Raw genomic sequence first — 14,171 nt, forward strand, 5'->3', positions numbered from 1 at the left:
TTTTACCACAACTTGAGGAACGTAAGAAGATACTATTTTCATTTCCGCTGCTGATTTTCGTACAGCTGCATGAAATTCAGCAGGCCTGACAGCAGCAGATGACGGTCTTCTTCATCCAGCGAATCCGCCCGCACAATGAATTCTTTCAGCAAGGGTTCACTTTCAATCAGTGATCCGTACTGCGCAAGAAATCCTTTTTCATAAGCCGCCGTACTGTCGAGCGTCTGAGAAGAAAAAGAGCGCACTTTCTTCAGCGGCCGCCCCAAAATCATCGCAAGCAATATATCATCCGGAATCTTGTACAGCTTTTTAATCAGAGGCAGCTGTTCGATCGGAAAGCCCCGTCTATTTGATTCGTACCGTGAAATCGTAGCCGGATCAATTCCCAAATCCTGCGCCATCTGCTTTTGTGAGATATGCAAATACTCATCGCGGTATTCCCGTAACTGCGAACCAAAACTCATTTTCATCACCCGTTTTTCTCGCCATCGTATAAGAAAGGGGCGGCGCAATCATAAAAGTTGCCAATTAGACAATAGGGGATGCCGAAATGGCATTTAATGAACTTTTAAGCAAAGATATGAGAAAATTATGGTAAAAGGCAGAATGGAGGAGAACGCGATAGAACGAGTGCAATTAATTTTACATATCCCTCAATTGCAGTACCGGTTACAACACCCCGAACCTGTCATACCCAGTCATCTGTGCTTCTTCAAATCACTCGAACAGTTCTCGGAAAAATCCGTGCACGACACGCAGCGGAATGTCTCTTATTTATACGGCGTGGCGTGCGGAGAAATGATCTTCGAGCAAGTCATTATTTATTATGCAAACAGTCAGATCAGCTTCTCCTACAAAGAATCCGGCAGTGACACGTGCGGAAGTTTAATGCGGCAGCTGAACAGAGAAAACATTCACTACTTGCCGCTGTCCACGTCATTTACGCTGCGGCCCTGATCTGCTGCGTGAAAAACGGTGAGGTTCACCCGCTATGACAAGTAACTGAAAAATTCTCTTGGTATATTAGGAGGTTTCCGACTCATATTATGCACAAAATCCTCTTCGGTGTGATATATTAATAATAATCGGAAAATTCAAATTACTGAAGAGGAGGGAGAAGTTATGTTGCTCATACAGCGAATCAAGCCATTTTTCACCAGGAAAGAAGAATTCAACCTCCGACTTGTATTCGCCTATCAATACTTCTCAATTAAACGTAATGAAGAAGTGTTCCAATTCATTCCCGCAGAAGGCAAAGAGATTGTGATTAACACGAAAAGTTTGCAGGTAGAGAACTTAGGAGAGGTATTTGTCTTTCAGAGAGGCAACCGGTTTATCAGGATCCCACTTTATCAATTGTTGCTAGTTTCCGATTTACATTTGCATTTGTCGACTATACTCGAAGGAGCGATGGGATTGGAAGGCCATCTACAGGAAGAGTACATGCGTGAGGCTGACGGCTTGGTGGAGAAATTAGAGCGGGACAATTGGGAACGTATGGTTGATTACGCACTCGAAACGAAAAACCAGCTCTTGTTTAAGGAGTTGATGGAGGGACTGCGGCTGATTTGATCATCTTCATAACACGTTAAAAAACACCTCAGTTGGAAGCACTTTATAGTGCGTCGGAGCCGAGGTGTTTTTATGTGGGCGGAAATCGTGTGTTTGTCATAGTGTCAGAAAATGGAGCGCCAGTACGAATAGTCCTGATCCGCCAAGGCCGAGTGCAAAGTCCTGCCATGTAAACTCAATCGTCTTATCCAAATTCATCGCTCGTCACTCCTTTGTATATTCAGGCTATCCAATGCCCTGTGATAGTTCCTGTTATTGCCGGTTTTAGTGGTGTTTAAACATTGTGAGGGTAAATGAATTGGAGAGGCTGGCGTCGGGATAGGGGTGGGGATTTGCGCTCTAGGCGGACGCGTTCGGGAGGGGCCGCGGTGAGCCAACCAGTCGCAGGCTCCGTTGGTTGTCTCACCTGTCGGCCTGATCCTCCCCGAGTCGCCGCCTGCCGCTCCAATCCCTGCAATGTAAACGGGGGATACCTATTGTTGTGCATTGAAGTTAGAGGTGTAATCGATTTGATAGATTAACAGGTAAGTGAACTTGATCTGCCTTTGAATTAAAATTAGTGCAGAGACAACAATAAATCACGCTCTAGCGTCAGTGAATGTTTTAAGTGCATTAACTTTATTTTCCCTAGTCTTCAAGTATCTTGAAATTAAATGAATTAGATAGGCTGGCGGTGAGGGTGGGGGCGACTTCCACTCCGTTTTACTTGTGTTGGTTTCTGGAGTGGTGACTGGTTGTTCAGTGATTAATAAATTCATCAGCCGCTCATTAATCTGGATAAGCGCTCATAGTAAGGGTGCGAGCGCTCTATGCATACTGGTAACCGCTCATAATTTTCGTCAGGCGCTCAATGGATCCGTGTAAGCGCTCATACTTGCCTCTCATCCGCTCATTCGGCCTTATTTTCTTGCCTAGTTTTAGGTTTGCTAGAGAGTTAGAGAGTAGGATGAAGTTATTTAATGCACCTATTCAAGATATTCCCCGTTAATCCTCTGCGTGCGGGATTGAAATGGAAACGGGAAAGCATCGTTACACGGAGTTCCAGGCGGACGCGTTCTGGAGTGGCTGCCTGAAGTGCAAAGATATGTTCCTAACGCTTCGCTTTTGCGAGTGAAGCGTAGCGGGAAGGAGCACATCTTTGCATTGACAGGTGAAACACCCGAGCGAAGCGAAGCGAAGGGGTGTGGTTCACCGCCCGCCCACCGGAACGCGTCCCCGGCTGGAGCTTCAATCCCAAACTACTCACTAACTCGCCTTACCTAATATCCCCCCCTAATTTGCCCAAATCCACCTGAGAATCTCTGCTGCCTCTATCAAATTCCTCAACAATACGAGACATTCGTTGCAAAATCGTCATTTTTTGATAAAGTAAGAGAGATAGAAACTGATATAATCAGTCGAACAAGTTGGAGGCAAAGGAGAAGTACATATGTATTCTACTTACGGTTATTGGCGTTCATTATTGTATCCAGACCGTCTTGCTACTGAAATCGGGCAGGGCACCGTCACCGGATTCAAGCGCCGTGTGTTTAGTGTATTCATTTTGGGCATCATCCTGTTCGTCCTCCGCGAAATGTGGGGCATGAACTCGGAAACGATGACGTATATTATGGCAAACGGTACGATCGATGACTACACCATCGGCCGCTACGCCGCACTCGCCGGCACCATAATCTGGGCCCTCGTGTACCTGTCGTTTCATTTCTGGGGCGTCGCATGGATTTTAAGCTTGCTGACGAAAATCCCGTTCAAGCCATTGCTGAAACTGCAGCTGGTGGTCACCGGATTATTGTTATTTGAAAAACTCATCAATTTCCTCGTCTTTGCGGTTGCTGGAAAAACAGCGGCAGTTTCGATTCTTTCATTCGGACCGCTGGCACTGACATTCTTGGAAAATTGGTACATTATTTTATTTGTCAATCAACTGACGATCTTCTCTGCGCTCATTGTCGCGGTTCAGTACCGCTTCATCAGCTTCTCTGAAATAGAGACGTCGCTTGTCGGCGAAGAGGTCGTGGAGCATAAAGGCATCCGCAAAAACGCACTTTGGATGCTGATCGCCCTGCAGGTGGTCTTTGCCTTAATTACAGCGGCAGTTGGCTTCGTGCCAGTCGAAAAACTGCTGAATCTGTTAATGATTGGAGGACTATAACAGATGAAAATTCAAAATCTCATCGTGACGGTCCTCGTGACAGCGTTTCTTGCATTGAACACGTATTTGGTGTTTGCTGAAAAAAGTGTCATTCCAAAAGCCCAGTACGTCAGCGAATATGAACGGCTGGCTGCGGAAGATTACAAGAAAGAACTCGACAAAGAAGGCTTCATTTCGCCAAAAGATCTGCACACCATCTACCTGAAAGATGACCAGACGATTGAATCCTGGCTCGTTCAGGAAGGGGACGCGGTAGATTTCGGAACGGAGCTTGCTTCATTAAAAGTGGATCAGATTGATTCGCAGCGCAGTAAATTAAACTCAGAACTGAGCGCGCTGCAGGACCAGTCGTCATCCATCTCGCAAACAATCAGTAATTTGAAGTATGAACAGACGAGATCAGGCGGTTCACGCAATGACAGTGACTACTATGACACGAACGACGAGAAAAAAGTCCGTGTCAACTTGAACGTCGGCATCGATGTCACGGGAGACGGAACGTTTGCGCAGGCCATTGCGGAAGCCGAGCGTGACCTCGCGGAAGTGCAGAAGAAAACTGCCACGGTAGAAGCGCAACTCGCAGAACTGCCGAATGAATCCGCACTGACAAGCCCGGTCAGCGGCTATGTCGTGGCGATCAAACGCGACAGCGAGTCACCTTCTATTGATATTTACAGCAATGACCAGACGATTGTCACTTACGTTCTCGACAATGAATGGCCGACGATTGAAACGGGCGCGCCGGTAACGATCCAGCACGAATCGATTCATACACCATTTACACCGAAAGTCGATCCGAATCAAGAACCGGAAGAAACCGAAGACGGTGTCGGCAGTGCAAAAGGCAAATCGGTCGCATCACTGACTGCATCTGCAGACGGCGTGCCGTACGATGATCCAAAAACAGAAATTGACGGTTCAGAACCGCCAGCTGTGAAATCAAACGACAGCACAACCAGTCCTGAAGAAAACTTCGACGGCACATCCGGCAATCCGGACGGCACGCAAGATAAACCGGAAGCACCGGCATCTTCACCGGACGCTAGCATCGACAGTTCAAACGATAAGGACTCAGATACAACTGCTCCCGCACAGGGAACACCGCCAAGTAATGGAGACACACCGAATTCAAACGACACTGACGGAACAACAAATTCCGACGGCACAGTCACGAATGAAGACGGAACGGTCACATATCCTGACGGAAGCACAAGCAACCCTGACGGCACGGTCACTAATCCGGACGGAACGATTACGGACCCCGAAACCGGTGAGACACCAGAAGGCGATCCGGAGCTGACGAAACAGGAGAAGAAACTCGCGGAAATCCAAGAGCGCATCGCACCGGATTACCCGAATGATATCTCCACCATCAACGGCGTCGTCGTATCCGTATCTAAAGTGCCTGCAAAAGAAGACGAGTGGCTAGAAGCATACAAATCACACGGCAACACGCAAAAAGACAATCCATTGGCTTATTACGAAGTACGCGTCGCACCATACGACGAGCAAATGGACTTGCCATTCGGCACGAACGTCAACACCTTCATTCAAACAAATGAAGCGAACCAGGCAGTCAGCGTCAAGACAAACTGGCTCACAGACAAATACCAAGATGACGCAAAAATTTGGACACTCGACAACAACGGCCGGGCGATCCAAACAACCGTCACAGCACCATTCACCTCACTCGACCGATCCGTCATAACGAGCGGAGCCGAACCGGGAATGGTCGCACTGCATAACGAAGATCTTGACAGTAGCCTGGAACACCAACAAATCTTCCACCCGCTTCCGCTATATCTGCCGGAATGGGAACAATGGAAAACCACACCTTGGAGAACCTACGTCCGCTATCTGATCAAACAATAAAAAACTGCCCTCGGGCAGTTTTTTTGTTTTGGCGGATTGGGGTGCCGGCGTGGCGGTGGGCGAGCGGGTGTGAGGGGGCGGAGCGGTGCGCTCATACTTGCTGCTTAACCGCTCTTAGATCCCGTCAAGCGATCATACCTAGTGTCTACGCGCTCATTCGCTCCCCGCAAGCGATCAATCACTCCGCCTATCCGCTCATAACTCGTTGGTAACCGCTCAATCCCCGTATTTCAGTGGTTCCAGCCAACCTTTCCCGCCCGAGCGCTCATACTTGCTGCTCAACCGCTCATAGATCCCGTCAAGCGATCATAGCTGCTGTCCACGCGCTCATTCACCCTCCGCAAGCGCTCAATCACTCGGCCTATCCGCTCATACTTCTTCGGCAACCGCTCAATCCCCGTATTTCAGTGGGTCCAGCCAACCTTTCCCGCCCGAGCGCTCATACTTGCTGCTCAACCGCTCATAGATCCCGTCAAGCGCTCATACCTGTTGTCTACGCGCTCATTCACCCTCCGCAAGCGCTCAATCATTCCGTCTATCCGATCATACTCCTTCGCCAACCGCTCAATCCCCGTATTTCAGAGGGTCCATCCAGCCTCTTCCGCCGGAGCGCTCATACTTGCTGCTTAACCGCTCATTGATCCCGTCAAGCGATCATAGCTGCTGTCCACGCGCTCATTGACCCTCCGCAAGCGCTCAATCACCCCGCCTATCCGCTCATAACTCGTCGGTAACCGCTCAATCCCCGTATTTTAGTGGGTCCAGCTAACTTCTCCCGCCGGAGCGCTCATACTTGCTGCTTAACCGCTCATTGATCCCGTCAAGCGATCATAGCTGCTGTCCACGCGCTCATTGACCCTCCGCAAGCGATCAATAATTCCGTCTATCCGCTCATACTTCTTCGGCAACCGCTCAATCCCCGTATTTCAGTGGGTCCAGCCAACCTTTCCCGCCCGAGCGCTCATACTTGCTGCTCAACCGCTCATAGATCCCGTCAAGCGATCATAGCTGCTGTCCACGCGCTCATTGACCCTCCGCAAGCGCTCAATCACCCCGCCTATCCGCTCTTAACTCTTCGGCAACCGCTCAATCGCCATCCCTCTGCAGTAAGCCAAAAGACGCATTTTCTATAAAACCACCACAAAATCCACCCCGACAACCCCTGAAAATCAAATTCCTCCCTTAAAATCAACTGCAAAATCCAATTTCACGCCCGAAATCCGTCCCAAAAATGAATTCCCTCCTAAAACTTCCCAATAACCTTCCAGCTTGCTACAATAAACTCAGAACACATCCACTACAAGGAGGGAAAAATCATACTCTACAAAACACGCAGCATCCCGAAATTGATCATTGGCCAAGATGCATTGCTGAAACGACTGCCGATCAATCATGAAAAATACGAAAAAGTTCGCAACGATCTCTACAACGGCAAAGCCGGCTTCGGAGGGGAGAGGGAATTCGATTACCAATTACGAGATTTCATCCCAGCCTATCCGCACGCAGTTCTCCACGATATCTTCCTGAAACATGGGCACGCCTACTTTCAAATCGACTCCGTCATCATCACACCAAGCACGATCATTCTCTTTGAAATCAAAAACATCGCAGGCAGACTGCAAATCAAACAAAACCCCACACAATTCATCCGGGAATCTGGCAGCGGGGAGCGCACCGTTTTGAAAAGTCCTATCGAAGAAATGGAACGCAAAAAACATTACTTCACGGATTGGCTGCGCGAACGAAACATCGAAATACCCCTCATGGACTACATCGTCTTTGCCTATCAAAATGAACTTACCATCCAAAACACATCATCCCACCGGCTCGCATTCTCTTACGAAATTCCAAACAGACTCAGATCCCTCGAAATGAAAGAAACTCTATTGACAGCTGATCAAATCAAGCGCCTGGCAAATGAAATCACACGTGCGCACCGCGAATACGATCCGTTGCCTTTGATAGAGAAATACTCGCTGGCCGTACGGGACATAGCCTCGGGGGTGACGTGCACCCACTGCCAGCAATTAACGATGCAGTGGCGGTCAAAAAGCTGGCGTTGCAGAGCATGCGGTCATCATGATAAGGCGGCGCACATCAATGCGCTTTCCGAATGGTACTGCATAAGCGGTCCCCAACTGACCAATCAAAACTTCCGCCAGTTCACCGACATCGGCTCACGCCACGCAGCAAAGCGAATGCTGGCCAACCCTTTTACTGAACTTTGCGGCAAAAAACGCAACGCCGTCTACCACCTCTCCCCAAAACTCCTCCTCCAACCTCACGGTTTGTCTTTTTAAATCTCTTACAATCAAACAAGCGCACGGGCATCCCATGCGCTTGTCACATTATCATGCTATTCACTTACACCGGTTAAATTTTTGTTTCAAGCTCCCTTATTTGCTCAATGCCAATGTCTATCCGCTCATAATCGCTCCTCATGCGCTCATACCTTCGGCTCCGCCGCTCTATGCGCCCCAACAAGCGCTCATACCCCATGTCGAAGCGCTCTATGCAGCGCCCTATCCGCTCATAGCTGCTCTTCAAGCGCTCATAGGCCTTGTTCCACCGCTCAATGAGACTAGTCAAGCGCTCATACGCCGCGCTCCGCCGCTCTATGCGCCCCAGCAAGCGCTCATACCCAAGGTCGAAGCGCTCTACACAGCGTCCTATCCGCTCATAGTCACTCTTCAAGTGCTCATAGGCCTTGTTCCACCGCTCTATGAGACTCGCCAAGCGCTCATAGACCTAGTTCTACCGCGCATACGCCACGCTCCACGGATCTAAAAGACACGCCAGCGCTCATACCCCGTGCCAAAGCGCTCTATGCAACGTCCTGCCCGCTCATACTCACTCTTCATGCGCTCATAGACCTCACTTCACCGCTCTATACGCCCCATCAACCGCTCATAGCCCACATCCAACCGCTCAATCCCACAGCCTATCTGCCTAAACAAAATTTCCTAAAAATCATCTATCCTCACCTCAATTCAACAAAAAATCCAATAACTCTATCAAATATGCCAAAAACCCTATCAAAATATCATAGTAATCCAGTATACTCATAGGAAAAGGAGGACGTTTATATGAATCTATCCCGCAAGAAGAAATTATTCTTAAGTACTACTGCCATTGCAGTCGCGGCGTCGGCAGCAACTGGTTCTGTTGCTGCGCCGGTGGAGGCCGCGAAGCCTGTCAATTTCAAGGACGTTCCTGAAAAGCATTATGCCTACGATGCGGTCATGTATTTAGCGGCCAACGAGATTATTAAAGGGTATGCGGACAATACATATCGCCTGAATAAACCTGTTACGCGCGCGCAGGCGGCGAAAATGATAGCGCTTGCCATCGGTGCGGAGCCGAGTCATGCCTATCGCATGGATTTTACGGACGTCACACCGGATAACGGGTCCTATGATCATATCCGGGCACTGACACAGCGCGGTCTATTTGCCAATCAAAAGAAATTTAATCCGAATAAACCATTAACCCGGGGGCAGATGGCCAAATTGCTAGTCATTGGCTACAACATTATTACGGACGACAACGACTTTATTATCTTTGACGACGTCAATAAAAGCAGCGGCTACTACAAATACATCATCACAATTGCTGAACTGAACATCACCACAACGCGCCCGGGCGGAAAATTCAATATGAATGATCCCGTCACACGCGGGCAGCTGGCGGCGTTTTTGTATCGGACGATAGAATTCGACAACAATCGCAAAAAAGGTCTGATTACGTATGATAAAAAGAAGGTGGGATATGTCGATCAGGATAAAAATTTAATCAAGCCCAAACCTGAGGCACCGAAGCCTGTTCCTCCGAAGCCGAAACCGGAGCCACCTAAACCAACGCCGCCAAAACCAAAACCAGAGCCGCCTAAGCCAGAACCGGAACAGCCGTCACTCGCGGCACAGGCAATCATCGCAGTCAACGCTAAGCGCAAGGATGCCAACATATCCGGCCTGCAGGCAGATCCGGCACTTAACCGGATGGCCGGCATGAGGGCAGAAGACATGGCGAAGCTTGGGGAATTGTCACACACGACGCCGACATACGGCACGGTGCAGGAAATGTTCGATACATTCGAATACAAGTGGATTTCATTTGGGGAGAATATTGGGGCGGGCTTTGATGATGCGCTCGAAATCACGAACGCGTGGCTTGGATCTCCGTCACATAAGGAAAATCTGTTAAGTTCGAAATTTACGCATATGGGTGCAGGAACCGCGCCAGATAAAGACGGTAAAATCTATTGGGTCACATTGTATTCGAAAAAATAGTGCATCCTGTCCGCTTAATCGTCTGTGTATAAGGGTATAATGAGAAGATACATACCAATCCTTATACCGAAATAAAGGAGGAAGCGCCATGAAACAAACTTTATTTGCAGCAGCGGCTGTTTTGGCCTGGCTGTGCCTGACGCCTGCCACTGAAGCTTCGACGCTCGACGAAGTGAAAGAAATTGTCGAACTGTATTATTACGGCGAACAGCCCGCCAATCTTCACAGCGCGAGAAACGTCACGGAAATCGTCCGGGAGCTTGACGAATACTCGGTCTATATGTCACCGGCGGAATACAACGACTATCTCAATCAATACGCGAGCGCCAAAGCTCCTGCGCAAGTTGCGAGTGTGGCCGCGCCGTATAATCAAGATAATGTTCAGTCCAATATGATGTACGGTAATGTCGGTTATATGAAAATCAAAACGTTCTCTGCGCATTTGCTGGAAGACGTCAACACGCACTGGGCACGCCTGAAAAATCAGGGAGCGGAGAAACTGATCCTTGATTTGCGCTTTAACGGCGGCGGCTACGTGGAAAGTGCAGAGCAATTGCTTGGCTTCTTCCCAAAAGCGAAAGAAGCCTATAAATTGCAGACACGCATGGGCACACAGTCAGCGAAAGCTATCCCTGCGAAAAATAAATTCCCGGCAAACACGTATGTACTCGTCAACCGCTATTCTGCATCGGCGTCTGAAATTGTTGCAGTCAGCCTCAAAGATCAGACAGCGGCGAACATAGTAGGGGAGAGAACGAAAGGCAAAGGAAGCGTCCAGTCATTATTTGAATTAGAAAACGGCGGCGCGCTGAAGCTGACGACCGGTCACTACACAGGACCAAAAGGGACACCTGTCCAGCACAAAGGCGTCGAGCCGAATATTAAAATGAAGCCGGGCACAGAGCAGGCAGGCATGCACAAACGCCTCATCATAGCTGACCTGGCCGCAAAAGGCTATAAACCGATCAAAGGACCATCCGGCGTACCGCAGTCCAAAGTCTTCAACGTCGAATTTACACAAAAAATGAACTTCGAACCGGCAAAAGAATTCAACAAGATGGAACTTATTAAATTCGGCAGCGTCTCTATACAAACGGTGAAAAAAGCAATCGACGACAAAACTATGACCATTCAGCCAGCCAGACCAATGGCACTCGGGGCAGAATACATGCTCGTCGTCCACCCGGGCATAACAGGAGCCAACGGGCTGAAAGTAGTCCAGGGTACGTACACACCTTATACAGTACAGACACAAGCTAAATAAACTGGTTGTAATGAAGAGATGTTGGTATAATGGGAAGATGGAGTAAACGGGACGGCAACGTTGAACGACGTTCCAGGCGGACGCTTTCCCATGGGCCCGCGGTGAGCCAACCAGGTCGCAAGCTCCCTTTGGTTGTCTCGCCTGTCGGGCTGATCCATCGGGAGTCGCCGCCTTCCACTTACGATCAACTGGCTTGCTCTTCTTGAATTAAATTTCTAAAAGGATGAAGAAATTCATCCTTTTACTTTGAACTAAAACTTGTTGGAATCAAATCTCTTGAACGTAAAATCCCAACAAAACGAAACGGTAGTCACCATCTGCCACTACACTATAAGTAGGATCGGAACGGAAGGCGGCGACTCCTGCGGGAACAGCACGAGCTGAAAGCCCCGCAGGAACGCAGTGACGAGGAGATTGAAGCCGTGCCCGCGGAAAGCGTCCGCCTGCAGTGCAGATCCAATACCCAACCCACCGTCTAGCCTTACCAGGCAGCGACGGCACCCAAATTAGAAAGCGAAGGTATCATACACTATGAAAAAGAAATTATGCGTAGTAGGCCTTGGTTACATCGGCCTTCCAACCGCCGTCATGTTCGCGAACAGCGGCCTGCAAGTACACGGCGTCGACCGTAACGAACGCGTCGTACAACTCATCAACAATAAACAACTACATATAGAAGAAAACGGTCTCCAGGAACGATTGGAGCAGGCAGTAGACGAAGGGCACTTCCAGGCGTCCACTGCACCGGTGGAAGCAGACGTCTACATCATCGCCGTACCGTCACCGATCAACCCGGATAACACAGCAAATCTGGAGTTCATCCGTGCGGCCACAGCATCGATCGTGCCATATGTCAAAAAAGGCGCACTCGTTATTCTGGAATCCACTGTTCCTCCAAAGACAGTCGAAAATATCATGCTGCCCGAACTGCGCAAAACAGACTTGATCATCGGGGAGGAGCTATTCGTTTCTCATTCACCGGAGCGCGTTATCCCAGGCAAAATCTTTGAAGAACTCGTCAACAACGACCGCATCGTAGGCGGCATCAACGCGAAGTCGGCAGAAATGACAAAGGACCTTTACCAGGCTTTCGTACAAGGAACGATCCATCTGACGGACGCTACGACTGCGGAACTTGTCAAAGTGATGGAAAACACGTACCGCGACGTCAACATTGCATTTGCCAATGAACTTGCGAAAATCGCAGAAGGCATTGATGTGGATATTTGGGAAGCCATCAAGTTTGCAAACTTCCATCCGCGCGTCAATATCCATACACCGGGCCCTGGCGTCGGCGGTCACTGTATCGCAGTTGATCCATGGTTCTTAGTGGAACTGGCGCCGGAAAAAGCGGACATCATCAAAAAATCCCGTCTGACAAATGACGGTATGCCGATGTATACAGCGAAGCGCGCACAGCGTCTGCTGCAGGAATACGGTGTTGAAAACGGCAAAGTGGCGGTTCTCGGACTGGCGTTCAAAGGCAACGTCGACGACATGCGCGAAAGCCCGGCTACAAAAGTAGTAGAATCCCTGCAAGAACTCGGATTAGAAGTAGTATCCTTTGATCCGCATATCAAAGAACTGCAGCACCCGACACAAGTGGCAACGCTTGAAGAAGCAACGGCATCAGCAGATCTTCTTCTATTAACAACGGATCACGACGAATTCAAACAACTGAACCCGGCAAACTTGCAGACGAAACAGCCGCGGCCGATTGTGCTGGATACGAAAAACGCACTGAACGCAGATAAATGGGAACAGGAAGAATATCGCTTCTTCAAATTGGGAGACGGCAAAAAAGAGGGGCAGCTTTATCAATGAAAGAAGAAATACTAGGCGTCTCGGTGAATACGGAAAACTACGATGAACTCATTCCGAAAGTCTTTGCGAATATAGAAGAAGGAAAGAAATCACTGATCGTAGCAATCAATCCTGAAAAGCTGATGAAAGCAAAAGAAGATCCCGAACTGAAAGCATTGCTCAACCGGGCAGAATTTCAAATCCCGGATGGCATTGGCGTCATTCTGGCATCCAAGCTGAAAAAAGGCCAGATTCGCTCTCGCGTCACCGGCATCGACATGATGGACCGGGTCGTACAGGAAGCAGCCGTCAGAGGAAAACGAATTTTCCTCTACGGCGCTAAACCTGGTGTTGCGGAAGCGGCAGCTGCGAAATTGCAGGAGCTGTATCCGGATCTACAAATCGCAGGCGTGCAGCACGGGTACGAAAAAGATGTACAAGTGGTACTTGATACGATCAACGAAGCACAGCCGGATATTCTGTTCGTTGCTATGGGTTCGCCGAAGCAAGAACAGTGGATTGAAGAATACCGCAACGAACTGCATCCGATTCTATTCCAGGGAGTAGGCGGATCATTCGATGTATTGGCGGGAAATATTAAACGGGCACCGGCTGCGTTTCAAAAAGCTGGAGCAGAATGGCTGTATCGATTGCTGCTCGAACCAAGCCGCATTAAACGGCAGATGAATCTACCAAAGTTTCTAGTAGAAGTGTACCGCAGGAAATGACGAAATAGAATCAGACAGTGACCGAGAATCCATAAGTAAATTCAGATAACTAACAGAAAATAACAACTTTTCCTAATCACCCAAGTATAACTATCTTGTAATCTAGCTAACTTGGTGATAGAATACGGAAGTGTAAGGATAATTTTCTCTTAGAATATAGCACAGCTCGTGCAAAGCGTTACGGTTGGTTGACCGCAAACAAAAAGGCTAGAACAGTTCCCATCTGTTCTAGCCTTTTTGTTTGCAAAAATTCCTTGCATGCACAAAATACTCTATTTTTTAAACGGTATGGAAAATACTTGTATTATATTAATCTTTCGCTACAATAGAAGATGCGGCAAAAATATTTTGTCGTTCTATGCTATTAGACTAGTAAATATTCCAAGATTCAATTGACTTTCAGCACGTTCTTATCTATACTTTAATGTGTAATGCCTACTACTTTCATACATAGGTAGTTACTGGCAAAAACAAAGAGATACCTTAGAGGA

11 protein-coding genes are annotated in these 14,171 nt (G+C 48.5%); 9 read left to right on the top strand and 2 right to left on the bottom strand.

What is annotated here, in order from left to right:
- Window positions 1–38: 38 nt before the first annotated feature.
- Window positions 39–464 (bottom strand): helix-turn-helix domain-containing protein, encoded by a 426-nt coding sequence (locus tag SporoP33_RS11760; RefSeq protein WP_196796778.1) that lies wholly within the window; start codon window positions 462–464, stop codon window positions 39–41.
- Between the two features lie 127 nt (window positions 465–591).
- Between SporoP33_RS11760 and SporoP33_RS11765 the strand changes: the two genes are divergently transcribed.
- From SporoP33_RS11765 to SporoP33_RS11785, 5 genes are all read left to right on the top strand, one after another.
- Window positions 592–957, top strand: a complete 366-nt coding sequence (locus SporoP33_RS11765) for a hypothetical protein (protein WP_081243883.1) — start codon at window positions 592–594, stop codon at window positions 955–957.
- Between the two features lie 165 nt (window positions 958–1,122).
- Entirely contained in the window at window positions 1,123–1,572 is a 450-nt protein-coding gene (locus SporoP33_RS11770) for a transcriptional regulator (RefSeq protein ID WP_081243884.1), read from the top strand.
- 1,429 nt (window positions 1,573–3,001) lie between these two features.
- Complete coding sequence (locus SporoP33_RS11775) at window positions 3,002–3,724, top strand: hypothetical protein (RefSeq protein ID WP_081243885.1); 723 nt, start codon at window positions 3,002–3,004, stop codon at window positions 3,722–3,724.
- A gap of 3 nt (window positions 3,725–3,727) precedes the next feature.
- Window positions 3,728–5,596 carry a hypothetical protein gene (locus tag SporoP33_RS11780; RefSeq protein ID WP_081243886.1) on the top strand — a complete coding sequence of 623 codons (1,869 nt, stop codon included), beginning with the start codon at window positions 3,728–3,730 and terminating at the stop codon, window positions 5,594–5,596.
- Between the two features lie 1,346 nt (window positions 5,597–6,942).
- A complete protein-coding gene (locus SporoP33_RS11785) occupies window positions 6,943–7,896 on the top strand; it encodes a nuclease-related domain-containing protein (protein ID WP_196796779.1) in 954 nt (317 codons plus the stop codon).
- 73 nt (window positions 7,897–7,969) lie between these two features.
- On the opposite strand, the gene SporoP33_RS16075 is transcribed toward SporoP33_RS11785, so the two are convergent.
- Entirely contained in the window at window positions 7,970–8,332 is a 363-nt protein-coding gene (locus SporoP33_RS16075) for a hypothetical protein (protein ID WP_155961353.1), read from the bottom strand.
- 350 nt (window positions 8,333–8,682) lie between these two features.
- Here SporoP33_RS16075 and SporoP33_RS11795 point away from each other — a divergent pair, with 350 nt between their 5' ends.
- The 4 genes from SporoP33_RS11795 to SporoP33_RS11810 all read left to right on the top strand — a co-directional run bounded on the left by SporoP33_RS11795 (window position 8,683) and on the right by SporoP33_RS11810 (window position 13,680).
- Window positions 8,683–9,885 carry a CAP and S-layer homology domain-containing protein gene (locus tag SporoP33_RS11795; protein WP_081243889.1) on the top strand — a complete coding sequence of 401 codons (1,203 nt, stop codon included), beginning with the start codon at window positions 8,683–8,685 and terminating at the stop codon, window positions 9,883–9,885.
- 88 nt (window positions 9,886–9,973) lie between these two features.
- Complete coding sequence (locus SporoP33_RS11800) at window positions 9,974–11,149, top strand: S41 family peptidase (protein WP_081243890.1); 1,176 nt, start codon at window positions 9,974–9,976, stop codon at window positions 11,147–11,149.
- Between the two features lie 531 nt (window positions 11,150–11,680).
- A complete protein-coding gene (locus tag SporoP33_RS11805) occupies window positions 11,681–12,973 on the top strand; it encodes a nucleotide sugar dehydrogenase (protein ID WP_081243891.1) in 1,293 nt (430 codons plus the stop codon).
- Entirely contained in the window at window positions 12,970–13,680 is a 711-nt protein-coding gene (locus SporoP33_RS11810) for a WecB/TagA/CpsF family glycosyltransferase (protein WP_081243892.1), read from the top strand. Before SporoP33_RS11805 ends, SporoP33_RS11810 begins: the two co-directional genes overlap by 4 nt.
- Window positions 13,681–14,171 lie beyond the last annotated feature (491 nt).

Source organism: Sporosarcina sp. P33 (genome assembly GCF_002077155.1).
Lineage (GTDB): Bacteria > Bacillota > Bacilli > Bacillales_A > Planococcaceae > Sporosarcina.

Coding starts and splice junctions, on each gene's coding strand:
- SporoP33_RS11760 (WP_196796778.1), bottom strand. CDS start 464: ATGAGTTTTGGTTCGCAGTTACGGGAATACCGCGATGAGTATTTGCAT.
- SporoP33_RS11765 (WP_081243883.1), top strand. CDS start 592: ATGGTAAAAGGCAGAATGGAGGAGAACGCGATAGAACGAGTGCAATTA.
- SporoP33_RS11770 (WP_081243884.1), top strand. CDS start 1,123: ATGTTGCTCATACAGCGAATCAAGCCATTTTTCACCAGGAAAGAAGAA.
- SporoP33_RS11775 (WP_081243885.1), top strand. CDS start 3,002: ATGTATTCTACTTACGGTTATTGGCGTTCATTATTGTATCCAGACCGT.
- SporoP33_RS11780 (WP_081243886.1), top strand. CDS start 3,728: ATGAAAATTCAAAATCTCATCGTGACGGTCCTCGTGACAGCGTTTCTT.
- SporoP33_RS11795 (WP_081243889.1), top strand. CDS start 8,683: ATGAATCTATCCCGCAAGAAGAAATTATTCTTAAGTACTACTGCCATT.
- SporoP33_RS11800 (WP_081243890.1), top strand. CDS start 9,974: ATGAAACAAACTTTATTTGCAGCAGCGGCTGTTTTGGCCTGGCTGTGC.
- SporoP33_RS11805 (WP_081243891.1), top strand. CDS start 11,681: ATGAAAAAGAAATTATGCGTAGTAGGCCTTGGTTACATCGGCCTTCCA.
- SporoP33_RS11810 (WP_081243892.1), top strand. CDS start 12,970: ATGAAAGAAGAAATACTAGGCGTCTCGGTGAATACGGAAAACTACGAT.